Here is a 23,118-nt window from a genome sequence, read left to right on the forward strand (position 1 = left end):
GCCGCCAGGTTGCCCCGCGCTGCCGTTCGACTTGCATGTGTAAAGCATGCCGCCAGCGTTCAATCTGAGCCAGGATCAAACTCTTCAGTTTAATCTCTGTTTTTGACACTTTCGTGTCACTACCATTGCTGGTAGGTCGCTCACTCAAGATACTGACCGTTATCCCATTGCTGGGACAACGCTTAATACTTTTGTGAACATTTGATAATTTAAGTAATCAATGACCGAAGTCACTGGCACCTTCATCAAACGCCCACACTTATCGACTGTTGATTGTTAAAGAACGGTATTCGGTACTGCCTTGCTGTATCTGGCGAAGCGTTGTGTTCGTCAGCAGCAGAGGAATGAGATTATGCAGTGTTTCGCTTAGCTCGTCAATCCTGTTTTTGCTTCAGCTCAGATTTCTCTGTGGAACTTGTCACCGTAACCACTTGATTACGTTAACCTTTTTAGTCCAGCACTTTGCAGTGCCCCTGAAGCGGAGGCGAATCATAACAAAGGTTTCACGTGTCCGCAAGCCTGTCTCATTTCCCTGTGCGTGGCATGGCATTACATTTGCATAGGGATGTCATGCACCGTGCGTGAGCACGCGACTCGCGGCCGAACCGCAGGCCGGTTTGTTCTGTACTGACACAGGTGCTACATTATGGGACAGCAGTTCCAGCACAAGAGCCCCGCTACGGGGCCAAAAGGAGACATGGAATGATGCATCAAGACTCAGCGGGGGAGTCGCCGGCCGGCACGTCTGTCGCGGCTGCGCATTGGAACAGCGATACTGCGGAGGTTATCCAGACCTCCCATCTCCGGTCGGCCGGCTACGGCCTGTGCCCCGGCGCCCGCCCGGACTTCATGCCGCTGGCGCGCAGCGACATTTCGCTCCTGCTCGAACAGAACCACCTGCTGCATGCCCATGCGGTGCCGGCGATGGAGACGCTCTACCAGCAAATCATCAACACGCACAACATGGTCCTGCTGACCGATGCGCAGGGCGTGATCCTCCATTCGCTGGGCGATGCGGATTTCCTGGAAAAAGCCAACCGCGTGGCGCTTACCCAGGGCGTCGGCTGGTCCGAAGACCGGATGGGCACCAATGCGATCGGCACCGCCATCGCCGAAAAGGCGCCCTCGCTGGTGCACGCGGACCAGCACTACCTGGCCTCGAACCACTTCCTCACCTGCTCCGCTGCGCCCATCACCGATCACCAGGGCAAGGTGATCGGCGTGCTCGATGTCAGCGGCGACCGGCGCAGCTACCACAAGCACACCATGGCCCTGGTGCGCATGTCTGCGCTGATGATCGAGAACCAGCTGTTCGCCGCCACCTTCGAGCATGCGATCGTCCTGCGCTTCCATGCGCGGCCCGAATTCATCGGCACCCTCATGGAAGGGATCTGCGCGTTCAGCCAGGGCGGACGCTTCCTGGCCGCCAACCGCAACGGCCTGTTCCACCTGGGCCTGTCCCTCCCCGCGCTGCAGACCCATACCTTCAGTTCGCTCTTCGGCCTGCCGGTATCGGCCCTGTTCGACCACTACCGCACCGCGATGCCCGGCCTGCTCGACCTGTGCATGCACAACGGCGTGCGGGTGCGCGGCCGCGCCGAGCTGCGGCTGGGCAGCGGCGCCCATGCGCTTACCAACCCTGGCGAGCCGGCGATCGCCGCGCCGCCGCCGCCCAAGCCGCGCCGGCTGTCCGGACTGCGCTACCTGAACACCGGCGATCCGCAGCTCGAAAAGGTCATCGACAAGGTCAACCGGGTGCTGGGCCGCGACATCCCCATCCTGATCATGGGCGAGACCGGCACCGGCAAGGAACTGCTGGCCCAGGCCATCCACAACGATTCGCCGCGCGCCATGGGGCCTTTCGTGGCCGTGAACTGCGCCTCGATCCCGGAAAGCCTGATCGAGTCCGAGCTGTTCGGCTACGAAGAAGGCGCCTTCACCGGCGCGCGCAAGAAGGGCGCGTCCGGCAAAATCTTGCAGGCCAACGGTGGCACCCTGTTCCTCGACGAGATCGGCGACATGCCGTTCAGCCTGCAGGCCCACCTGCTGCGCGTTCTGCAGGAGCGGATGGTGACCCCGCTCGGGAGCGGCAAATCGATTCCCGTGAACGTGGAATTGATCTGCGCCACCAACCACAACCTGCGCGAACGCATCGCCAAGGGCCTGTTTCGCGAAGACCTGTATTACCGCCTCAATGGCCTCGTGGTCAAGCTGCCGCCGCTGCGCGAACGCACCGACCTGGAGACCGTCGTCCGGAAGATCCTGTCGACTGAATCCGATGGCGGCCCGTACACGATGTCGGAAGAAGCGCTGCGCCTGTTCCGCCGCCACAGATGGCCCGGCAACTTCCGCCAGCTGACCAACCTGCTGCGCACCGCCATCATCATGGCCGGCGACGAACATGAAATCGGCCTGCGCCACATGCCCGACGACTTCCTCGACGATATCGACGCGATGGCGGAGCTGCCGACGGCGCACGCCGGCTCCCCCGCGCAGATGGTGGCCAGCGGCGCCAACCTCGAAGAGATGGAGCTGAGCGCCATTATGAAGTCGCTGGAAGCCAACGGCGGCAACGTCTCGGCCACCGCGCGCGCGCTCGGCGTGTCGCGCAACACCATCTATCGCAAGCTGCCGCACCTGAAATAGGTTCATGCGCGCAGCTCCGGGAAGCCCTGCGAGCGCCAGGCGTGGCCGCGCTTGTCGATGCTCAGGAGGTCCACGCCCGGCAAGCGCGCCGCCAGCGCATGGGCGCGGCGCGCCCCCATCACCATAAAGGTGGTCGACAGGCCGTCCGCCTCCAGCGCGGTGGGCGCCAGCACGGTGACGCTCGCCAGTTCGGGCGGCGACTGGCCCGTGGCCGGATCGACAATGTGGTGGTGGCGCAGGTCGGCCGTGAATGGGGACGCGTAGTCGCCCGACGTCGCCACGCAGCGCCCGTCCGCCGCGAAGGCCGCCGCCAGGCCGCCCGCCGCACGCGGGTCGAGCACACCCAGCATCCAGGGCCGCTCGCCCGCGTTGCCGGCCGGGGCGAATTCTCCCGTGTCCAGCAGCGCATGCTGCACGCCGTGGCTGCGCACCGCGCGCAGCGCCAGGTCGGCCGCATAGCCTTGCGCCAGGCCGTTCAGGGTGATCCGCATGCCGGGGCGGCGCAGCACCGCCCGCTCGCCGTTGGCTTCGACGTCCTGCCAGCCCACCAGGGTGCGGGCGCATTCGCGTTCCTCGCGGGTCGGGATGCGGCCGCGCTCCGCCGCCTTGCGTCCGGCCTGCCACAAGGGCTGGACCGTGATGTCGAAAGCGCCGCCGGACAGGCGCGACAGGGCGCGCGCATGGCGCAGCACCTCCAGCAGACGGGGGTCGGGCCGCTGCAGCGTGGCGTCGCGGTTCAGGCGGAACACCTCGCTGGCAGGGTCGTAGATGCTCATCAGGCGGTGGACCTGCCCGACCGCCGCCAGCGCATCTGCAATGGCGCGCTGCGCCGCGCCTGCGTCGGCATGCCGCACCGCCACCGACACAGTGGTGCCGAAGGCCAGCGCCGCGCCGCGGTGCAGCCGCATGCCCGCAGTTGCCATGCCGGGCAGCCCGAACATGGCGCCCAGCCCCGCTGCGATCAGGGTGCGTCGTCGCATGGTCACGTTCCCGCCACCGGCATGATGGAAATGGTGCGCGCACGCTTACGCTCGAGGATGCGCGGCGCGCACAGCGCATCGCTCTCGTAGATCACGATGCAGTCCAGGCACTGGAAGCATTCGTCGTACTCGATCTTTCCATTCGGAGCGATGGCGCCGTAGCTGCAGCGGTGGCGGCAGGTCTGGCAGGGCGCGCCGCATTCGGCGCGGCGCGCGATCCAGTCGAACACCCGCACCCGGCCCAGCAGCGCCAGCGCCGCGCCGAAGGGACACAGGTAGCGGCAAAAGAATTTATAAGAAACCATGCCCAGCGCCAGCAGGCCCGCGGCCCAGGCCACGTAGGGCCAGCTGCGCACGAAGCCGAGCGTGATCGCAGTCTTGAAGGGCTCCACCTCCACCAGCCGGTCGGCCAGCGCCGGAACCAGCAAGGCCGCAGCGACGATGGCCGCCAGCACCAGATACTTCAGGCGCTTCAGGCGCAGGTCGGCCGGCCGGCGCATCCGCAACTGCGGCAGCCGCAACGCCTTGCCCAGCTGGCCGGCCAGCTCCTGCAAGGCGCCGAAAGGACAGAGCCAGCCGCAGAAGGTCCCGCGCCCCCAGGGCAGGAGCGTGCCCAGCACGAAAGCCCACAACGCCAGCGTCATCGGGTCGAACAGCATGAAGCCCAGTCCCCTGCCCTCGCGCAGCGCCTGCACGGCGCCGGTGATGTTGACGATCGAGAGCTGGGCCTGGCCGTGGTAGCCGATGAAGCCGATCGTGAACAGCAGCCAGGCGCGGCGCGCCCATGCGAAGCGCCTGCCATTCCTGGCCAGGCGGCGCGGCATGGCCAGGGCCAGCGCCAGCAGCACCAGCGCCGCGGCCAGCACCAGCAGGTCCGGCGCGCGGCTGCGCCAGCTCGCAAGCCATGCGGGCGCCGCCGGTTCCGGCTTGCTGTACAACTGCGCGGGCAGCTGGTAACGCAGCGGGATTGTGCGCGTGATCTGCTCCGGATAGACGATGCCCTTGCTGCGCGTGACCGGCAGGCTGAAGTCGAGCGGCTGCGAAGGATCGAGCCCGGCCTGGGCGATGACGCGCAGCGCCACGATCTCCGTCACCGGCAGCGCTACGCGCAGGCCCAGTTCCAGGTCGAGATCGCGCATCTCCAGCGGCAGGCCGTCCTGGCGCAGTGCGATCCGCTGCGGCACACTGCCCCGTACGAAATCGTTCGCCAGCAAGCCGTGGCGGCCCGCACTCATCACCAGCAGCGCGTGGTCGCCCGGGTCGAGCCGCGCAGCCAGGCGCTTCCAGCTAGCCTCGTCCAGCAAGTTGCGGCCGACCGCCGGCACCGAGGCCCATGCCAGGTAGAGGTCGATAAAAGTCTCGCCCGGCCGCGCCAGGGCTTCCGGGTCGAGGCCCGCACCGGGGCTGCCGGAGAACAGCAGCTCCACATCGCGGTTCGGCACCCGCAGGTGTTCGACCAGGCCGGCATCGAGCAGCGCTTGCAGGGACATCGGCTCGAAAACATCTTCCCGTACGCGCGCGATGTCTCCAGGCTCACGGCCCTGCGCAAAACCGAGCTTTGCACGCGCCACCTTCAGCGCCGCCGACAGCACGCTCTGGTTCACGATGCGCACCGACGCCGTCGCCTTCGAGACGCCGTCGAGCTGCACCCGTCCCGCGCCACCTGCGCCGCCGACGTCGATGTTCTGGCCCAGCGACACGCCCTTGTACTGCTGCACGAAGGCATGCAGCGGCTCCTCGCCCAGCCCGTCCAGGAATACCGGCTCATGTTGCGACAGCACCCGCACCTCGATGAAGGTGCCCTTCGGGTCGATCGCCACCAGCAGGTTGGGCGGCACACCGGTGAACCCCGGCACCGGCGCCAGGTCGGCCGACTCGAACACATACCCCACCAACTCGGTCGCCGTGCCGTTCTGCTTGAACAGCGGCCAGGCCGGCACCTCCGCTGCCTTGTCGCCCACCACCAGCGGCGCCGGAAAGCGGCGCACCAGCTCCCCCTTCGTGAGCACGCCGGCGCCGGCCGCATTCGCAGCCAGTACCAGCAGCAGGACGAGGAAGCGCAGTGCACGCATGGGGTGGTCCGGGACAGGTCAGAAGAAGATGATGCCGCCCAGCGACACGCCGTTCATCTTGCCTTCCGGTCCTGCGAAGGCTTCGGAACGCGTCTGGCCCGCTTCGGCCACCAGCGTGATCGCGCTGTTGAGGGCGTAGTAGGCGCCCAGCGTCAGGTTGGCGTTCGACTTCAGGCCGGCGGTGCCGGGCGCCGCGTCGCTGTTGCGGCTGCGGCCATAGCCGACGCCCAGCTTGAGCGCATCCGTCACCTTGTAGGTGGCCTGGGCCAGGTAGTGGGTGGTGCGCACGTCGCCCTGGTCGGCATCGGACAGGATGCCGAGCGCCGTGCCGCGCTGCACGTTCACCAGGAAGCCTGCCGGACCCGCCTGCAGCGAGGCGCCCAGCTCCAGGCCGCGCATCGACAGGTCTTGCACTGTGGGCGCTACCGCATTGAAGCGCTGGCCCTTGGCGCCGAGCCAGGCCTTGAAGCCGCCCTGCGCGACGCGCAGCTGCGCCTGCAGTTGCGGCGACGAACTCGATGAATACGCGGCGCCCGCCACCACCGGGGTATCCGCCACCGGGCTCATGACGGCGACGTCGACGCCGAAGCCGCTGCCCGACGCCGGCGTGCTGTAGGCGATCTGGCCATAGGTGCCGAGGTAGGCATAGCCGGCGCCGATGTGGCCGAGCGTGACGCGGCCGCGCTGCGTGGCCTGCACCGGTGCGCCGGCGCCGACCAGGGTCATGTCGCCCAGGATGGCGTTGCTGCCGAAGATGCCGTAGTCGCGCCCCAGCTTGACCGTGCCCAGGCTGCTGCGGCCGAAAGTAAAATAAGCCTGGCGCACGTCGACCGTGCTGTTCTGCGCGATCGCGCTGTCGGTAGCGGTGGCGGCGTAGATGCCGACCAGCGCCTTGACGTCGTAGCCGCCCAGGTTAGCCGAAGCGCCCGCCGTCAGCGCATTGGGCAGCAGGCCGTTGCCGATCGTGGTGCGGCGCTCTTCGCCGCCGCAACCCAGGGCCTGGCCGCCCAGCGCCAGCCCCCCCGGCTGGCCGCCGCTGCAATCGACGACGGTGGCATAGGCATTGACGATGCCGCCGACCGAGACGGTCCAGTCACCGGCCTTGATGTCCACTGCCATCGCCGGCTGGACGCAGGCCGACAGCGCGGCCAGTACGCAGATCTTCTTCATGAGGTCTCCTCGTTTCTACTTTTTTGTGGTTGGTTGCATCGAGTGATGCACATGACTGCGATGGCAAGGAGCGTGCCTGCGGTTTGCGGGGCCAAACGCGTGCTTCACCTGCACTTTGCTGCGCCGAATCGGATCAGGTGTGCTGTTCTGGATCGTTCGCCGGCCGTTCGACACGGCGGCAACGGGCCAAAAAAAAGCTGGCGACCGGAGCCGCCAGCAAACATGGCACGGTTGCGCACCCGACCGATGCACGCCCGCTTCCAACACCGGAGTCATTCCAGGCGAATCAGCCTTTGCCGGCCAGCTTGAACACCCACACCGACCCGCCCTGCTCGAGGAAGTTGACCTTCTTCGCCACTTCACCGCCCCACAACGGCACCGCGCCGCCCCAGCCCGACACCACCGCCACATACTGGGTGCCGCCTTCTTCCCAGGTGACAGGCGGGGCCACCACGCCCGAACCGGTCTGGAACTTCCACAGTTCCTTGCCAGTCTTCGCGTCGAGCGCCTTCAGGTAGCCTTCCGGCGTACCGTAGAACACCAGCCCGCCGGCGGTGGTCATCACGCCGCCCCACAGCGGCGCCGTGTTCTTGGCTTCCCAGACGATCTTGCCGGTCTTGGGATCGATGGCGCGCAGCGCGCCGATGTAGTCGTCGAACAGCGGCCGGATGGTGAAGCCGGCGCCCAGGAAGGCGCCGCCCTTCTTGTACGAGATCGGCTCGTTCCAGATATCCATGCCCCACTCGTTGGCCGGCACGTAGAACAGGCCGGTTTGCTGGCTGTAGGCCATCGGCATCTGGTTTTTCGCCCCCAGGAAGGCGGGCGCGGCGAATACGGTCGAGCCCTTCTTTCCGTCCTGGCCCTTGGTCGGGTCGCTCGGGCGATTCGCCGGGATGAAGTTCGGGCGGCCGGTTTTCAGGTCGATGCTGCTGGCCCAGGTGATCTTGCGCACGAACGGGAAAGCGTTCTGCAGCTTGCCGTTGGCGGCGTCGATCACGTAGAAGAAGCCGTTGCGGTCGGCCTTGCCGCCATAGCGTTTGCCGTTCATGTCGAAGGTCACGAACTCGTTGGCGCCGTCGAAGTCCCAGGAGTCGTTGGGCGTGTTCTGGTAGGCCCATTTGATCTGGCCGGTCTTCACGTCCAGCGCCACGGTCGACGAGGAATACAGGTTGTCCCCCGGGCGCAAGTGGCTGTTCCAGGGCGCCGGGTTGCCGGTGCCGAAATAGGCCAGCCCGGTGCCGGCATCGTAGGTGCCGCCCATCCAGGTGGCCGCGCCGCCGGTCTTCCACAACTCGCCTGGCCAGGTCTTGTTGACCGTGCCGCTCACGCCCGCATCGATCGCCTTGCCGTCCTTGTCGTAGCGGTAGCCCATGTGGCCTTCGACGGTGGGGCGCATCCACAGCAGTTCGCCGGTGAGCGGGTTGCGCGCCTCGACCCGGCCGACCACGCCGAACTCGCCGCCCGAGACACCGGTGAGCAGCATGCCGTTCGCGATCAGCGGCGCCGAGGTCATCGAATAACCGGCCGCGTAGTCGTCGACCTTCTCCTTCCACACCACCTTGCCGGTGGCCTGGTCGAGCGCCACCAGCTGGGCGTCGAGGGTGCCGAAGATCACCAGGTTGCCGAACAGGGCGGCGCCGCGATTCACCACGTCGCAGCAGGGCATGATCCCGTCCGGCAGGCGGTGCTCGTATTTCCACAGCTTGGCGCCGGTCTTGAGGTCGACCGCGAAGATGCGCGAGTAGGACGCGGTGACGAACATCTTCCCGTTGTGGATCAGCGGCTGCGATTCCTGCCCGCGCTGCTTTTCTCCGCCGAACGAGAACGACCACGCCGGCACCAGGCGGCCCACGCTGCCGGTATTGATCTGGGTGAGCTTCGAGTAGCGCTGGCCATTGGTGCCCATGCCGAAGGACAGCACGCTCTTCTCGTCCTTGGCATCGTTGTCGATCATGGCGGTGCTGACGTCGGCGCCATGGGCGCCGCCGGTGGCCAATGCGGCCAGCAGGAACAGCAGATTCTTCTTCATTGTCGTCTCCTTGTTGTTATGTCGATGTCACGCATGCGGGGCTGGTGGCCCCTGGGGCGGCTGGTTGCCGAGCAGCGCGCACTCCTCGTCCGTGAACAGGCGCGACCGCGTGAGGAAGCGCCTGCCCGTGCCGTTATCGAGCGAGAACATGCCGCCGTTCCCCTCGACCACGTCGATCAGCAGCTGCGTGTGCTGCCAGTAGCCGAACTGCTCCAGCCCCATGTAGAACGGCGCCCCGTCCAGGTTGCCCAGGTAAACATCGCTGTCGCTCAGGCCGAATTCGCCGGCCGGGTAGCACATCGGCGCGCTGCCGTCGCAGCAGCCGCCGGACTGGAAGAACATCAGCGGGCCGTGGCGGCGCCGCAGTTCTTCTAAAAAGGCCAGCGCGGCCGGCGTCGCGCACACGCGATCGATCGAGGTCGTCATGGGGCATCCTGGTGGTGGGCGCGCCTAGAAGAAGCCCAGCGCGTTCGGGCTGTAGCTCACCAGGAGGTTCTTGGTCTGCTGGTAGTGGTCGAGCATCATCTTGTGGTTCTCGCGGCCGATGCCCGACTGCTTGTAGCCGCCGAAGGCCGCGTGCGCCGGATACAGGTGGTAGCAGTTGGTCCACACGCGGCCGGCCTGGATCGCGCGCCCCATGCGGAAAGCGCGCGCGCTGTCGCGCGTCCACAGCCCGGCTCCCAGGCCGTACAGGGTGTCGTTGGCGATGCGCAGCGCGTCTTCCTCGTCCTTGAAGGTGGTCACCGACACCACCGGGCCGAAGATCTCTTCCTGGAAGATGCGCATCGTGTTGTCGCCCTTGAACACGGTGGGACGCACGTAGTAGCCGCTGGCCAGTTCGCCCTGCTGGGTATTGCGCTCGCCGCCCGCCAGCACCTCTGCGCCTTCCTGGCGGCCGATGTCCATGTAGGACAGGATTTTCTCCAGCTGTTCCTGCGACGCCTGGGCGCCGATCATGGTCGAGGCGTCGAGCGGGTTGCCCTGCTTGATGGCGGCGACACGGGCCAGCGCGCGCTCGATGAAGCGCTCGTAGATCGATTCCTGGATGAGTACGCGCGACGGGCAGGTGCAGACCTCGCCCTGGTTCAGCGCGAACATGGCGAAACCTTCCAGGCACTTGTCGAAGAAAGCGTCGTCCGCATCCATCACGTCGGCGAAGAAGATATTGGGCGACTTGCCGCCCAGTTCCAGCGTGACCGGGATCAGGTTCTGCGCCGCGTACTGCATGATCAGGCGGCCGGTGCCGGTTTCGCCGGTGAAGGCGATCTTGGCGATGCGCTTGTTCGAGGCCAGCGGCTTGCCCGCCTCCAGGCCGAAGCCGTTGACCACGTTGACCACGCCCGGCGGCAGCAGATCGCCGATCAGGTCCATCAGCACCAGGATCGAGGCCGGGGTCTGCTCGGCCGGCTTCAGGACCACGCAGTTGCCGGCGGCCAGCGCAGGCGCCAGCTTCCATACCGCCATCAGGATCGGGAAGTTCCACGGGATGATCTGGCCGACCACGCCGAGCGGCTCGTGGTAGTGGTAGGCATAGGTCTCGTGGTCGATCTGGGCGATCGAGCCTTCCTGGGCGCGGATGCAGCCGGCGAAGTAACGGAAGTGGTCGATCGCCAGCGGGATGTCGGCGGCCATGGTCTCGCGGATTGGCTTGCCGTTGTCGATCGTCTCGGCGGTGGCGATCAGGTTCAGGTTCTGCTCGATGCGGTCGGCGATGCGGTTGAGGATGTTGGCCCGTTCGGCCGGCGAGGTCTTGCCCCAGGCGTCCTTGGCCGCATGGGCGGCATCCAGCGCCAGCTCGATGTCTTCGGCGGTCGAGCGCGCCACCTCGCAGAAAGGCTGGCCGGTGATCGGGGTGATGTTGGCGAAGTACTCGCCCTTGGCCGGCGCGACGTAGCGGCCGCCGATGTAGTTGTCGTAGCGTTGCTTGAACGGGTTGGCGACGCCGAGCTTGTTGATGTCCGCGAGATTCATGTCATCCTCTATGTTGGTGTGTTGGGTTCCGTTTTCGGCAACGGTCTGTGTGGCACTTCAATCGTTTCGCAAGGGTCGTGCCAGCCCTTTCCTGCCCTTCCAGACGCGCTTTCCGGCTGCGGCGGCGGCCGTTTCTGGTACACCTGTTCCAAACTTGAACAGCTCAGCGGATCAGCACACCCCAGGGCAGCTGGCCGACCGCGATGTCCTGGATGCGGGTCGCGCTCGCGGTGTCGATGACGGACACGCTGTCGGAGCGCCCATTGGCGACGTACAAGCGGCCGCCGTCCGGCGTGAGCGCCATGTTCCAGGGCCGCTTGCCGACCGGGATGGTGGCGCTGACCTGGTTGGTGGCGGTGTCGATCACCGTCACCGTGCCGTCGATGCCGTTGGAGGCGTACACCCGGCTGCCGTCCGGATGCACGGCGATGCCGGCGGTGTTGCGGCCCGCCGGGATGGCTGCCAGCGCGCGCCGCGCCGCCATGTCGATCACGTGGACCGCATTGGCCAGCTCGCAGGCGACATAGGCGCGGCTGCCGTCGGGACTGAAGCCGATGCCGCGCGGGCGCAGGCCGACGGCGACCGAGCCCACCTGCTTGCGCAGCGCGACGTCGATCACGTCGACCTGCTCCGCATCTTCGGCGCTCACCAAGAGCCAGCGCCCGTCCGGGCTGAACACGGCATGCTCCGGGTTGCGGCCCTGGACCGGAATGTCGGCCACGATGCTCCGGGTGGCGGCGTCCACCAGCGTGACGCTGTGGTTTTCTTCCACAGCGATCGCCACGTAGCGGCCGTCGAGCGAGGCACTGACGCCCTCGGGCGACTTGCCCAGGGCGATCGACCCCAGCAGGGTGCCGGCATGGGCGTCCAGCGCCAGCAGCGCGCTGCTGGCGGCGTCGGTGACGAACAGGGTGCGGCCGGCGGGGTCGGCGGCGATGCCGCGCGGGCGCTTGCCGGCGGCGAACTCGCGCAGCACGGCGCCGGTGCTGGTGTCGATCACGCTCAGGGTGGCGGATTTTTCATTGGGGACGTAGGCCAGCGGCGCCGCGGCGCCGCTGGTGCACAAGAGGATGCCTGCAAGGACAAGGCTGGAGCGGATCAGGAACATGGTCGACCTTTCGTGACGGCGCAGACGCTGCGCCTTGCCGGTCTAAATGCAAGCGCCGTGCCACTGGGGTGCGCACGTGTTTTCACCATGGCAGGTATATTGCTTTCCGGGATAGCACGGCCGCCCGCGAGAGGCATGCTGTCAAACGAATGGAGACCCGATGAAGCACTATGCAATACGCCTGAACGCCATCGCCGCCGTGTGCGCATGCTGGCCCCTGTGCGCCGCTGCCGCCGATGAGATACGCAACCCGGTCAGCGTGGTGGTGGTCAGCGGCACCCGCGCCGAGCACACCAGTTTCGACCTGCCCGCCGCCATCGACGTGGTGGACGCCTCCCAGATCCGCGACACCCAGCCGCGCGTGAACGCCTCCGAAGCCCTGGCCGCGGTGCCGGGCCTGGTTGCGCGCGACCGCCAGAACTACGCGCAAGACCTGCAGATTTCCTCGCGCGGCTTCGGCGCGCGTTCGGCCTTCGGCGTGCGCGGCGTGCGTTTGGTGGCGGACGGCATCCCGGCCACCATGCCGGACGGCCAGGGCCAGGCCGCGACCTTCAACCTCGACATGGCCGAGCGCATCGAAGTGCTGCGCGGTCCCTTCTCTGCGCTCTACGGCAACCACTCCGGCGGCGTGGTCCAGCTGTTTACGCGCGATCCGAAAGGTCCGCCCGCGATCGAATCGAGCTTCTCGGCGGGCAGCGACGGCCTGCGCAAGCTCGACGTCAACGCCCAGGGCAGCAGCGGTGCGCTGGGCTACCTGCTGGACGCCTCGCGCTTCGAGACCGACGGCTACCGCGACCACAGCGCCGCCACCCGCGAGCAGGCCTATGCCAAGCTGGTGGTCGAGCCCTCCGCTACCTCCCGCCTTGCGATCACGGCCAGCGGCCTGCGCCAGGACGATACGCAGGATCCGCTCGGCGTCACCTGGGCCACCTACCAGCGCAACCCGCGCGCCGGCGAGATCGACACCACCGACACCCAGTCGCCCCAGCGCACGCTGGCCGAGCGCTACGACACGCGCAAGAGCATCGACCACCAGCAGTTCGGCGTGTCCTGGGAAGGCCGCTTCGGGCCGGACCGGCTGCAGGTCACCGCCTGGGGCGGCAATCGCCGCGTAATCCAGTACCAGTCGTTCTCGCGCGGCTTCCAGGCTCCGCCTACCCACTCGGGCGGCGTGATCGACTTCGACCGCGACTTCCACGGGATCGACGCCAACTGGCGCATGGTGCGCGAGGTGGCGGGCGGCACCTTGCGCGCCACGGTCGGGCTCGAGCTGGCACGTTCGACGGATGCGCGCCAGGGCTTCGAAAACTTCATCGGCAATACCTTTGGCGTGAAGGGCAACCTGCGGCGCGACGAAGAGAACGAAGTACGCAGCAGCGACCCCTACGCCCAGCTGGAATGGGAAGGCGGCCGCTGGGTCCTCACGGGCGGTGTGCGCCGCAGCCGCCTGGAATTCGGCGTGCGCGACCGCTATCTCTCGAACGGCAACGACAGCGGCAGCGTCGACTACCGCCACACCACGCCGCTGGCAGGCGTGCTGTACAAGGTCTCGCCGGCGCTGAACGTCTACGCCAGCGCAGCGCGCGGCTTCGAAACGCCGACCCTGAACGAGCTGTTCTACTCCGGCACCGGCGCGGGATTCAATTTCAGCCTCAGCCCGGCCATCGGCACCCACCTGGAGGCTGGCCTCAAGGCCATGCTGGCGTCCGGCGTGCGCCTCAACGCCGCGCTGTTCCAGGTGCGGACCAAGGACGAGCTGGTGGTGGACAGCTCGGCCGGCGGGCGCACCAGCTACCGCAATGCCAGCGCCACCTTGCGCCAGGGCGGAGAGCTGTCGCTGGCTGCACAATTCGGCGCAGGCTGGAATGCCAAGCTGGCGCTGACCGCACTGCGCGCGATCTATGACGAAGGCTTCGGCGCCGTGGCCGAGGGCAGCCGCCTGCCCGGCATCGCCAAGACCAGCTTCTATGGCGAGTTTGGCTGGAAGGAAGCGCAGGGCCGCTTCGGCGCGGCGCTCGAGACCATCGCCAATGGCCGTGTGTATGCGGAAGACAGCAATACGCAAACGCCGGCGCCGGGCTATGCCATCGTCAACGCGCGCGTACACGCGAGCCAGCAGCTGGGTGGCTGGCGCCTGAAGCAGTTCGCGCGGCTGAACAACCTGTTCGACCGCGACTATGTGGGTTCGGTGATTGTCGGCGATACCAACCGCCGCTATTACGAAGGCGCCCCGGGCCGCAACTGGATACTGGGCGCAAGCGCCCAGTATCAGTTCTAGAAGCGGTAACGCAGCCCGGCCGCCAGTGTGCGCGGCGCGCCGGGCGCCACGAAACGCGTGATTTCCGGGTCGACCGCGCCCGTGTGCGGCTGCAGCAGGCGGCCGCCCGGGAACAGGTCGACTGCCAGCGCGCCAAAGCTCTCGTGGCGCCGGTCCAGCGCATTGCCGATGCGGGCAAAGACCTGCCAGCCCGGCGCAGGCGTCCAGTTCGCGTGCAGGTTCAGCAGCGCGTGTCCCGCGATGCCCCAGTCGCCGCTGGCGTCGCCTTCATCGTCCACCCGTCCATCCTCGTTGCCCTGGCTGGCCATGCGCGACAGCGCGCGCAGCTCGGCGCCCAGCACCAGGCCCTGGCGGAATTCCCAATCGAGATTCAGCTTCAGCGTATGGCGCGGCAGCCCGGCGATGCGGGTGCCGCTGTCCACCCGAACCGAGCGCGCACCGGTGAACAGGGTGCCGGGCGCGCCATAGGTGGCGTCGAGGTAGCTGTAGCCGGCCTTGAGGAACAGGCCGCCCTTGCGGAAGGACCAATCCAGTTCCGCCCCCTGGTGCACGGTGCGCTCGAAGTTGGAGAAATAGCCGGCCCGGGTTGCGCCGGCGCGGCCGAACAGGATATCGTCGCGGTTCACGGTGCGGAACACGGTGGCGCCAAAGCCTTCACTCCTCACCCCTGCTTCCACGGTGCGCGACACTACCTGCTTGAGGTAGGGATCGGACTGCAGGCCTACCGGCAGGCGGCAGGGTTCGGCAGGGTCGGCGCAACCGAGTTCGATCACGGTGGGCACGCGGTTGCTCTGGGCGGCATTGGCGAACCAGGTCAGGCCGCCGCGCGCATGCGTGAGGCCGATGGACGGGTTCAGGCGCGAATAGGTGAAGGATTCGTGCGGCTTCGGGCCGTCTTCGGTCACCAGGGTATTGCCGACGCGGGCGCGGTTGAAGCGCGCCGACAGCGTCAGGTCGGTGCCGCGTCCCAGGCCCAGCGTGGCGGCCGCGTAGGCGCTGGCCATACGCGCGCTGCCAGTCACCGAGGATGCGGGCTCGATCTCTTCTTCCGGGTTGGCATCGACCCCGCGCGATGGCGTGAAAAAGGCTTCCTGTTCGAACTGCGCGAAACGCACCCGGCTGCGGTCGAGCGTCGCACCGACGTCGAAGGCGTTGGCGCCGGCGCGCCGGTGCAGGTTGATGCTGGCGCCACTGCCGCGCTGGCGCGTGGCGGTGGTGTTCAGGCTGGCCGGGTGCAGTGCTTCCCCGTCGTCGCGCTCGAACCCGCATTCGTCCCGATCCTCGGGTTCGCCATTGGCCTCGAAGCCATCGGCGCAGTCTTCGACATAGTCGGCGTAGGCGTCGCCCACATCGCCGCCGACAGTGTCGCGCCGGCTGTCGCGCACATAGGCCAGGGCATTGATCTCCATGCCGGGGCGCAGGCGGTGCGTCAGGCGCAGGCTGCCTTGCGCCACCCGGTTGCTGCTGCGGTCCGGGTAGGTGTAGACGGCGCGGCGGTCGTCGTCATACAGGCCATCCGGCAGCAGGCCATTGCCGAGCAGGCGGCTGCGGCCGCCCGACAGCGTGGCGCTCCAGTCGGTGGCGCTGCCCTTGCGTCCCAGCTTCACCAGGGCGTTGGCCAGATGTCCAGCCGAATGGCGGCGCCAGCCTTCCTCGTCGAACAGCGTGGCGGCCACGAAGCCGTGCCAGCCATCGCGGTTGGCGCCGTAGGCCAGGTCGACCCGGCGCCGCCCGTGCGAGCCGGCGGTTACCGCAAGGTCGGCGCCGGGGTCGGTGAGGCCGCTCCGGGTCTCGAGCGCGATCGCGCCGCCCAGCGTATTGAGTCCGTAGAGTGGGTTCGACCCTGGGACCAGCGCCAGCCGGCCGATGGCCGCCTCGGGCACCATGTCCCAGTTGACGACATCGCCGAAACCTTCGTTGATGCGCACGCCGTCCAGGTAGACCGACAGGCCCTGCGAGGTGCCGAGCAGGGGCGAAGCCCGGAAGCCGCGGTAGCTCAGGTCGACCTGGAAGGGACTGCCCGTGATCTCGTTGACCGTGACGCCATTGAGTTTGCGCGCCATGGTCTCGACCAGGTTGCCGCCCTGGCCGTCGCGCAGCGCTTCGCGGTCGAGCGACTGCAGCGCATAGGGCAGGCGGTCGGCCTCGATGCCGGCGTCGGCAAAGGGCAGCACGCCCACGATCTCGACCCGGGCCAGCGCGGCCCCTTCGGGCCCGGCTGCCGCTACACCCTGCGTGGCCAGCAGCAGGCCCACAGGTCCCACCCACCGGTTCAGGCGCGCCTTCATGGCTTGGCCACTTTCACGCCATGCTTCGCAAACAGCGCGGCCAGTTCGCCGCTGGCGGAAAGCTCGTTGAGCGCCGCCTGCAGGCGCCGCGCCAGTTCCTCGTCGTCCTTCCGGACCGCCATCCCGACCGCCCAGCCGGCGCGCGGCATGCGCTGGAAGGCCAGGTCTTCCAGCGGGAATTCCGGGTCGCCGCGCAGGGCCGCTTCGATCTCGGAACGCTTGGCCAGCACCGCGTCCAGGCTGCCCGCCCTGAGCGCGCCTAGCGCCTCGGCGGCGCTCGGGTAGATGTGGACCTGTTCGCGGAACCTGCCCTCGCCTTCGCCCAGCATCAGCATGCCGGAGATCGACACCTTCTCGACCCCGATGCGCTTGCCGGCGAGCGAATCGATGCCCTCGAACTGCGGGATGCCGCGGGCGCTGCGCACCAGGCGCAGCGTCTCCACGTAGTAGGGCGCGAAGATCCGCACCTGCGGGTTGTCGTTCATGAGCCGCTTGTCGACCGGGACATGCATCATCACATCGGCCGGGCCATAGCCGAGGTAGTGGCCCTTCCAGACCATGCTGCGCAAGTCGTCGGCCACTTCTTCGTCCGCCGGGAAGGGCAGCAGGCTCAGTTTCAGGCCCAGTTTCGCCGCCAGCGCCTGCGCCAGGTCGACGTCGATGCCGCCTTCTTTGCCGGAGAACGGGGCGAACTCGTTATAGACGGCCACCTTCAGGGTGCCGCGCTCGCGCAGCTTGTCCCAATCCGCCCGCGCGGGTGCGGCCAGGGTAGCCGCCGCGGCGGCGCAAGCCAGCAGCACGCCTGCGCGCGCAAAACAGCGTCGTTTCATACCTGGCCTCTCGAGGGGTTCAGTTGGCTTCGCGGCGCGAATCGAGGTAGGTCTTGATGGCCCACATCGCTTCCTGGTTGAACACGCCCTCGAACGGCGGCATGTAGACCGCGCCGTTGCGCACCTTGCCGACCCGGACGCTGGTCAGGTAGTAGTTGTCCATCTCCTTGATGCAGGCGGCCTTCTTGGTGGCGTTCTTCATGTCCGTGCAATCTCGGTCGAGCTGGCGCAGGTCGGGCGCGATGCCGCCGGAGACGGCTTCCAGGCCGTGGCAGCGTGCGCAGTTCTGGTTATAGGCCGAGGCGCCGATCTTGAGGGCTTGCGGATTGGTGCGGAAGGGATTCTCGTCGCGCCACTTGTCGCCCAGCGCGGGCAGGCCCTTGGTGTCGACCGCCTGCGGCGTGACGGGACCGTGGGCCGTGGCCGGCAGCGAGGCGAAACCGGCGATGCCGAGCACAGTACCGGCGAATAGGATGCGGATCAGGTGTTTCATGGGTGTCTCCTGCTGGTTATGGATCTTGTACTCCAGCAGGAGCAAATGGCATGCCATCGCCTGGCACAGGTTTTAAGGCGCTGGCCTGTGCCAGTTTGGAACAGGTGTCACATCAGCTGCTGTTCACCTGTCACCTGTGCGGACAAGGCGACGCCCGGGTACAGCCTGGCCAGCGTGGCGTCGGTCGCGGGAAACAGCACGGCTTCGACCAGCGCCGCCGCTGCCGCGGCATCGGGCGCGGCGCGCACGGCTTCCCAAAGCTTGGGCTGCGTAACTGTCTGCGTGGCCAGCGCCTGCTCGACCTCGGCCTGCCAGAAGGCGGGCGCCTCGCCTTCGACCCAGTTGCCGCGTCCGCGGCCGAAGTGGGCCACCGCCAGGTAGCGCAGCATCGCCCCCACCAGCAGCGACTGCAGGAAGGGATCGGCGAACTGCACGCCCGGCTTGTCGCGGCTGGTTCCCTGGTTGAAGCCCCAGGCCGCGCCGGCCATGGTGAGGCCGCCGACGATGGCGCCGAGCAGCGCGCCGGCCCCCATGGTCAGGCCACCTGCCATCATGTCGGCCGACAGGCCCGTGGCCGCCCCCGACACCACCGCGCCCAGCAGCCCGGCCTGGGCCTTGTCGACCGGCGCGCGCACTGCAAAATTGTCGCGCACGCGCGCATTGATGGCCAGTGCCTGGCCCGGGTCGACCCGGTACAGGGCCAGCATGCGCGCGGTAGCGCCATTGATGCGGTCGTTCAGGCGCGCGACCAGCGCGGCCATCGCCAGCTCCTGGCGGCGCTCCTCGTCCTTGCCGATGCCGACCGCTTTCAGGGCGCTGCGCAGCAGGTTGCGGCCCTCTTGCGCGATGGGTTCGTGGTCGCGGGCGGCGGCGGCCAGCTGCTCGGCCGAGACGCGCAGCGCGCCGGCGTAGCGCTGGCGGTTGGCGCCGGACCAGGCGTCGAGCAGGCGCGCATAGCCGGGCCGCTTGGCGTCGTCGATCAGCCGGCCGATCGCTTCGTAGAACACGGTTTCGTGCACCCAGCAGCGCGCAAAGGCGTCCAGCGGCAGCACGTCCTTCACCACCGGATACTGCGCCAGGTGCTGGCGCCAGCGCGCCTGCTCGCCCGACTCGTCGGATGCTGGACGCGGTGGCCCCATCTGGTTGAGCAGCACGGCCACTGGTTTACCGAGCCATTCGAGGATCTTCATCTCGGACGGCAGGTAGCCGGCGTCCTGCGGCGACTCCGACGAATTGACCAGGTAGAGGATCACGTCCGCTTCTTCCTTGGCCGCGCGCAGCGCCTGCTGGCTGAGCCAGAACGGACGGTCGCGGTAGCGGTCGAACACCTCGCGCAGGAACCAGCCGATCGGGTTGCCCGCCATTGACAGGCGCTTGAGCAGGCGCACCGAATCGCCGAAGCCTGGCGTATCCCACAGCACCAGCGTATCGCCCGCCGCGCTTTGCTGCAGCAGGTGCGCTTCGGCGAACTGGGTCACGTGGGCGGCGTCGCGCACCTCGCCCACGTCCATGCCGACCAGCGTACGGGCCAGCGTGGTCTTGCCGTTGTTGGTGTGCGAGACCAGCGCGAACTGGACCTTCACGGGCGCGTCGCTCATCGCAGCTCCGGCAGGGCGAGCCCAGCGCCCAGTTCAAGCGGGTACTTGTCGGGCCGGGCCAGGTTGACGACCGTGGCCGAGGTGCCGTGGAAGCTGCAGAACTGGCGCCACAGGGCGATCCGCTCGGCCAGGCGCGCGTCGTCCGGCTGCTCGCCGATGCGCTCGACCAGGGGCGATTCGTCCACCAGCACGGCGACGCCGCGCCGCACGTGTTTGCTGAGGTAGTCGAGGAAGGCGCCGTGGTTTTCCTTTTCCGGTGTGGCCGCAAGGCTGAACAGGGCGGCGGTGACGGTGACGCCGGCATCGTCCAGGGCGGTGTCGCGCAGCCCTTCTTTCGGGTCGACGCCGTAGGGCGCCGCGGGCCTGAGCTGGACACGCGCCTGCGCGCCCAGTGCGGATGCGGCCAGCGCCCACAGGCCGCGGTCGCGCGCTTCGTCCAGCGTGTAGCTGTAGGGGAGGACGCGCAGCAGGGCCGGGGTGCCGGCGCCGATGCTGTCGGCCAGCTTGCGATAGTAGGGCTGGTCGAGGTCGAGCGCGAAGTGCCGGGCCAAGCGGCGCGCACGCCATGCGGCCAAGCCCGCCAGCAGCAGGCGCGGAAGCACGACCAGCAGCAGCAAGGTCGCGCCGTACAGGTGGACCCAGCGCGCGCCGGTCGCAGCGCTCACGGTGCGGCCGAAGCGCAGCTGCTCGATCTCGGCCAGCGAGAAGCCCTGCAAGAAGTGGAAGACGCTCATCGCCGGCACGAACAGCCAGGACAGCAGCGTATGGACTTCGCGCGCATCGAGGAAGGTGCTCTCCCAGCCGACCACGTATTGCGTGAGCAGGCCGCGCGCGTACAGCGAGGCAATCGCACCAAGCGCGAAACAGGCAGCCGACAGGTGGATGGTGCGGGACAGGCGAGCGCGCGTGAGCGGTTCGCTCAGCGCGGCCCACTCGGCCATGAAGGCGGCCAGGCCGTCGGCCATGGGCGCCGGCAGCTTGCGCGGTACCGCGGCCTTGCCGACACTGAGGCGGCGCAGCAGGTTCGGGCCGGCCCAGCCATGGCGCTTGCCGGGAATGAGTGCCCACACCGCCATGAACAGGTAGACCAGCAGGTTCCAGCCGATGATGAGCAGGAAGGGCGCGGACAGCAGGTCGACGCGATGCGGATCGGCGATGCGGTCGATGGCGGCGCCGCCCATTAGTGCCAGGAAGGGCAAGGCCAGCCATAGGCCGCCCAGGCCCAGGCGGCGCGTAGCGAAGGCGCCGAAAGCGGGCGAGCGTTCGCCCAGACGTTTGAGGATCTGTTCGGAACGCTGCTGCAGGAAGTGATGCTGGGTGACGGCGGTCTTGCCGTCGGCGGCCTGCCAGGCGGCGAGTTCCTTCGCGCTGCGGCTTGCGTACTTGCGGTCGTCGTCGCTCAGCACCTCATGCTTGGCGTCGGCGGACTCGATGGCGCGCACCAGCACGACATTGCGTGCGACCTGTTCGTTCATGCTGCTCCCGTCGTGGTTGAAATGGCAAGCTGACAGGTGTATTGTGCCCCAGTTTGGGGACCGGGACCGTTCCCGCGCCTGCGATGCGCGGGCGGCAAGCGTAAAAAAACCCGGCAAGCCCGGGTTGGCGATGGTTCCGTCGGGAATCAACTCGCGTTTTGCTTCGTGCCTGCCCCGGATTGCCGGGATTCTCCCTGGCGGTTTTGCTCGGCCCGCGCCTGCATCCGCTCGCCGCGCTGGCGTGCGCTCCATCCGTTGGTCGTCGCACCCGCACGGCTTCGATCGGACTGCTGCGAGCCGGTGTTCGCGGTCGGGAAAAGCGTGTCGGGTCCGCCGCGCATCACGGCCCCTGGTGCACGCGACTGCAGGCTGCCTTCCGCGACACTCACGGTTTTCGGCTTGTGGGGGCCGCGCGAACGCTTGTCTCCACCCAGGCCCTTATCCTTCGATTTCATGTTCCCTCCTCCCTTTGCTGACACGGTGAATCGATCATGCGCGCCGAAGCAAGGGCGCTGTATAGGAGGAGACTCCGAGACACTGTAGGAATCGCCGTACGATTACCGCTCAGGTAACGGAGAGGCTGCGTTGAGGCGCAGCAAACGGCTGCCAGGCTTGGACTGCTAGCATTTTTGCCTGGTATGCCAGAAGGAAATATCATGAAGTCGCCCTTCCTGACGCTCTGCGTGTTGTCCTTCCTTTCCCTCGGCATTGCCGCCAGCACGGGCCCCACCGTAAAACGCAAGGCCTGGATCACGATCGGCGACGGGGCCTTGCGGCAGGTAAAAGCAGCCGCTCCCGATATCGTGGTCATCGACAGCCGGCAATTCGGCGTGGCGGGCGCTGCGGAGAAGGTCCACGCGGTCGTCATGGATGAATCCAGGATCGGGGCCGTGACGGCTGCCATCCACCAGCGAATGGGGCAATGCGGCGGCTTCATGTATCACGCCAGCGAAGCCGAGGCACGGGCCGCACTCGCACGGCGCGCCGCCGCTCCGCCGGCACGCGTGTACGAGATCAAGCATCGCGACCTGGTCGAGCCCATCCTCGCCAGCATGGATGAGCAACACATCGAAGCCACGATCGTGGGATTGAGCGGCTTCGCCAACCGCTATTACCGCAGCCGCCTGGGTGTCGACGCGTCGAACTGGCTGCTGTCGGCGTGGCGCGGATTGGCGACCGGGCGCGACGACATCTCGGTAGCCCAAGTCGTGCATCCAGCATATCCGCAGCCGTCGGTCACCCTGACGATCGCCGGCACCGACCTGGCCGATGAAAAGGTCGTGGTGGGAGCGCACCTGGATTCGATCCTCAGCTTCGGCATGAGCGAAACGGCCCGCGCACCGGGCGCGGACGACGATGCGTCCGGGGTAGCGAGCATGACGGAAGCGCTGCGCGCGATCATCGGGAGCGGCTACCGGCCGCGCAGGACCATTTATGTCGTCGCCTATGCGGCTGAAGAAGCGGGATTGCGGGGATCGCAAGAGATTGCCCGCAGTTTCAGGCAGGCCGGCGAGAAGGTGGCCGGGGTGCTGCAGTTGGACATGACCAACTACAAGGGCGCGCCGAACGACATCTACCTGATCACCGATTATACGAACGGCCCGCAGAACGCATTCCTCGCCCAGTTGGCGGGCGCCTATCTGCCCTCGCTCAAGGTCGGCTACGACAGGTGCGGCTACGGATGTTCGGATCACGCAAGCTGGGATGCCCAGGGCTACCCGGCCTCAATGCCATTTGAGTCCTCGATGGCGCGCGATAATCCTTACATCCACACGGGCAAGGACACGCTGGCCCATTCAGGAAGCCAAACGGCGCATGCATTGAAGTTTGCGAGACTCGCGGCGGCGTATATGGTGGAGCTTTCGGCGCAGTGAGTTGGGGCTGGCGTGCTGCAGCCAAGGTCAAATCAGGCACCCGCCTGCGCGGGTGCGACTCGAATATCCAACGCCCAAACGCAAAAAAACCCGCAGAGATCACTCTGCGGGTTTTTTCTTATAACTAGCCTGACGATAACCTACTTTCACACTGGTTGCAGCACTATCATCGGCGCAAAGTCGTTTCACGGTCCTGTTCGGGATGGGAAGGGGTGGGACCGACTTGCTATGGTCATCAGGCTTTGACTTGTACGAGTCTTTGACCAACTGGTCAAAAACTCTGAATCTGGAAGAAGTAGTTTTTTT

At 67.3% G+C, this 23,118-nt stretch carries 16 protein-coding genes and 2 rRNA genes; 3 read left to right on the forward strand and 15 right to left on the reverse strand.

From position 1 onward, the window contains the following. Nucleotides 1-91 (reverse strand): 16S ribosomal RNA (locus tag BM031_RS24020); the annotation flags it as partial. A gap of 614 nt (nt 92-705) precedes the next feature. Between BM031_RS24020 and BM031_RS24025 the strand changes: the two genes are divergently transcribed. Then, nucleotides 706-2,646: a sigma-54-dependent Fis family transcriptional regulator gene (locus BM031_RS24025; protein ID WP_091877372.1), complete on the forward strand. Its 1,941-nt coding sequence runs from the start codon at nt 706-708 to the stop codon at nt 2,644-2,646. Between the two features lie 2 nt (nt 2,647-2,648). On the opposite strand, the gene BM031_RS24030 is transcribed toward BM031_RS24025, so the two are convergent. The 7 genes from BM031_RS24030 to BM031_RS24060 form a co-directional block, all read right to left on the reverse strand. Continuing rightward, entirely contained in the window at nt 2,649-3,626 is a 978-nt protein-coding gene (locus BM031_RS24030; protein WP_091877347.1) for an FAD:protein FMN transferase, read from the reverse strand. A gap of 2 nt (nt 3,627-3,628) precedes the next feature. Next, the gene (locus tag BM031_RS24035) at nt 3,629-5,698 is read right to left on the reverse strand and encodes a 4Fe-4S binding protein (protein ID WP_091877349.1); all 2,070 of its coding nucleotides are present in this window, start codon (nt 5,696-5,698) and stop codon (nt 3,629-3,631) included. Nucleotides 5,699-5,716: 18 nt separating this feature from the next. After that, nucleotides 5,717-6,868 carry a porin gene (locus BM031_RS24040; RefSeq protein ID WP_091877351.1) on the reverse strand — a complete coding sequence of 384 codons (1,152 nt, stop codon included), beginning with the start codon at nt 6,866-6,868 and terminating at the stop codon, nt 5,717-5,719. Nucleotides 6,869-7,154: 286 nt separating this feature from the next. Further along, on the reverse strand, nt 7,155-8,897 hold the full coding sequence (locus BM031_RS24045) for a PQQ-dependent methanol/ethanol family dehydrogenase (protein WP_091877353.1): 1,743 nt from the start codon (nt 8,895-8,897) through the stop codon (nt 7,155-7,157). Nucleotides 8,898-8,924: 27 nt separating this feature from the next. Then, nucleotides 8,925-9,323: a DUF779 domain-containing protein gene (locus tag BM031_RS24050; RefSeq protein WP_091877355.1), complete on the reverse strand. Its 399-nt coding sequence runs from the start codon at nt 9,321-9,323 to the stop codon at nt 8,925-8,927. Nucleotides 9,324-9,347: 24 nt separating this feature from the next. After that, nucleotides 9,348-10,868 carry an aldehyde dehydrogenase gene (gene adh / locus BM031_RS24055; RefSeq protein WP_091877357.1) on the reverse strand — a complete coding sequence of 507 codons (1,521 nt, stop codon included), beginning with the start codon at nt 10,866-10,868 and terminating at the stop codon, nt 9,348-9,350. A gap of 163 nt (nt 10,869-11,031) precedes the next feature. Continuing rightward, nucleotides 11,032-11,976, reverse strand: coding sequence for a beta-propeller fold lactonase family protein (locus BM031_RS24060; RefSeq protein ID WP_091877359.1), 945 nt, complete (start codon nt 11,974-11,976; stop codon nt 11,032-11,034). A 160-nt stretch (nt 11,977-12,136) separates the two neighbouring features. Between BM031_RS24060 and BM031_RS24065 the strand changes: the two genes are divergently transcribed. Then, nucleotides 12,137-14,254, forward strand: a complete 2,118-nt coding sequence (locus tag BM031_RS24065; RefSeq protein ID WP_091877361.1) for a TonB-dependent receptor family protein — start codon at nt 12,137-12,139, stop codon at nt 14,252-14,254. Here the strand turns inward: BM031_RS24065 and BM031_RS24070 are convergent. The 6 genes from BM031_RS24070 to BM031_RS24095 form a co-directional block, all read right to left on the reverse strand. Then, nucleotides 14,251-16,542 (reverse strand): TonB-dependent receptor, encoded by a 2,292-nt coding sequence (locus BM031_RS24070; RefSeq protein WP_091877363.1) that lies wholly within the window; start codon nt 16,540-16,542, stop codon nt 14,251-14,253. The genes BM031_RS24065 and BM031_RS24070 overlap by 4 nt on opposite strands. Then, nucleotides 16,539-17,372, reverse strand: a complete 834-nt coding sequence (locus BM031_RS24075) for a substrate-binding periplasmic protein (protein ID WP_091877365.1) — start codon at nt 17,370-17,372, stop codon at nt 16,539-16,541. Before BM031_RS24075 ends, BM031_RS24070 begins: the two co-directional genes overlap by 4 nt. 19 nt (nt 17,373-17,391) lie before the next feature. After that, a complete protein-coding gene (pedF, locus tag BM031_RS24080) occupies nt 17,392-17,865 on the reverse strand; it encodes a cytochrome c-550 PedF (RefSeq protein WP_091877374.1) in 474 nt (157 codons plus the stop codon). A gap of 107 nt (nt 17,866-17,972) precedes the next feature. Beyond that, entirely contained in the window at nt 17,973-19,463 is a 1,491-nt protein-coding gene (locus BM031_RS24085; protein ID WP_091877366.1) for a DUF3482 domain-containing protein, read from the reverse strand. Next, the gene (locus BM031_RS24090) at nt 19,460-20,938 is read right to left on the reverse strand and encodes a DUF2868 domain-containing protein (protein WP_091877368.1); all 1,479 of its coding nucleotides are present in this window, start codon (nt 20,936-20,938) and stop codon (nt 19,460-19,462) included. The genes BM031_RS24085 and BM031_RS24090 overlap by 4 nt, the downstream gene beginning before the upstream one ends. A gap of 146 nt (nt 20,939-21,084) precedes the next feature. Further along, nucleotides 21,085-21,393, reverse strand: coding sequence for a hypothetical protein (locus BM031_RS24095; protein ID WP_177207892.1), 309 nt, complete (start codon nt 21,391-21,393; stop codon nt 21,085-21,087). A gap of 201 nt (nt 21,394-21,594) precedes the next feature. Between BM031_RS24095 and BM031_RS24100 the strand changes: the two genes are divergently transcribed. After that, the gene (locus tag BM031_RS24100; RefSeq protein ID WP_091877370.1) at nt 21,595-22,812 is read left to right on the forward strand and encodes a M20/M25/M40 family metallo-hydrolase; all 1,218 of its coding nucleotides are present in this window, start codon (nt 21,595-21,597) and stop codon (nt 22,810-22,812) included. 127 nt (nt 22,813-22,939) lie between these two features. On the opposite strand, the gene rrf is transcribed toward BM031_RS24100, so the two are convergent. Then, a 5S ribosomal RNA gene (gene rrf / locus BM031_RS24105) occupies nt 22,940-23,052 on the reverse strand. Nucleotides 23,053-23,118: the final 66 nt, after the last annotated feature.

It is taken from the genome of Massilia yuzhufengensis (assembly GCF_900112225.1).
In the GTDB taxonomy this organism is placed as follows: Bacteria; Pseudomonadota; Gammaproteobacteria; order Burkholderiales; family Burkholderiaceae_D; genus Telluria; species Telluria yuzhufengensis.

Coding starts and splice junctions, on each gene's coding strand:
- BM031_RS24025 (WP_091877372.1), top strand. CDS start 706: ATGCATCAAGACTCAGCGGGGGAGTCGCCGGCCGGCACGTCTGTCGCG.
- BM031_RS24030 (WP_091877347.1), bottom strand. CDS start 3,626: ATGCGACGACGCACCCTGATCGCAGCGGGGCTGGGCGCCATGTTCGGG.
- BM031_RS24035 (WP_091877349.1), bottom strand. CDS start 5,698: ATGCGTGCACTGCGCTTCCTCGTCCTGCTGCTGGTACTGGCTGCGAAT.
- BM031_RS24040 (WP_091877351.1), bottom strand. CDS start 6,868: ATGAAGAAGATCTGCGTACTGGCCGCGCTGTCGGCCTGCGTCCAGCCG.
- BM031_RS24045 (WP_091877353.1), bottom strand. CDS start 8,897: ATGAAGAAGAATCTGCTGTTCCTGCTGGCCGCATTGGCCACCGGCGGC.
- BM031_RS24050 (WP_091877355.1), bottom strand. CDS start 9,323: ATGACGACCTCGATCGATCGCGTGTGCGCGACGCCGGCCGCGCTGGCC.
- adh (WP_091877357.1), bottom strand. CDS start 10,868: ATGAATCTCGCGGACATCAACAAGCTCGGCGTCGCCAACCCGTTCAAG.
- BM031_RS24060 (WP_091877359.1), bottom strand. CDS start 11,976: ATGTTCCTGATCCGCTCCAGCCTTGTCCTTGCAGGCATCCTCTTGTGC.
- BM031_RS24065 (WP_091877361.1), top strand. CDS start 12,137: ATGAAGCACTATGCAATACGCCTGAACGCCATCGCCGCCGTGTGCGCA.
- BM031_RS24070 (WP_091877363.1), bottom strand. CDS start 16,542: ATGAAGGCGCGCCTGAACCGGTGGGTGGGACCTGTGGGCCTGCTGCTG.
- BM031_RS24075 (WP_091877365.1), bottom strand. CDS start 17,372: ATGAAACGACGCTGTTTTGCGCGCGCAGGCGTGCTGCTGGCTTGCGCC.
- pedF (WP_091877374.1), bottom strand. CDS start 17,865: ATGAAACACCTGATCCGCATCCTATTCGCCGGTACTGTGCTCGGCATC.
- BM031_RS24085 (WP_091877366.1), bottom strand. CDS start 19,463: ATGAGCGACGCGCCCGTGAAGGTCCAGTTCGCGCTGGTCTCGCACACC.
- BM031_RS24090 (WP_091877368.1), bottom strand. CDS start 20,938: ATGAACGAACAGGTCGCACGCAATGTCGTGCTGGTGCGCGCCATCGAG.
- BM031_RS24095 (WP_177207892.1), bottom strand. CDS start 21,393: ATGAAATCGAAGGATAAGGGCCTGGGTGGAGACAAGCGTTCGCGCGGC.
- BM031_RS24100 (WP_091877370.1), top strand. CDS start 21,595: ATGAAGTCGCCCTTCCTGACGCTCTGCGTGTTGTCCTTCCTTTCCCTC.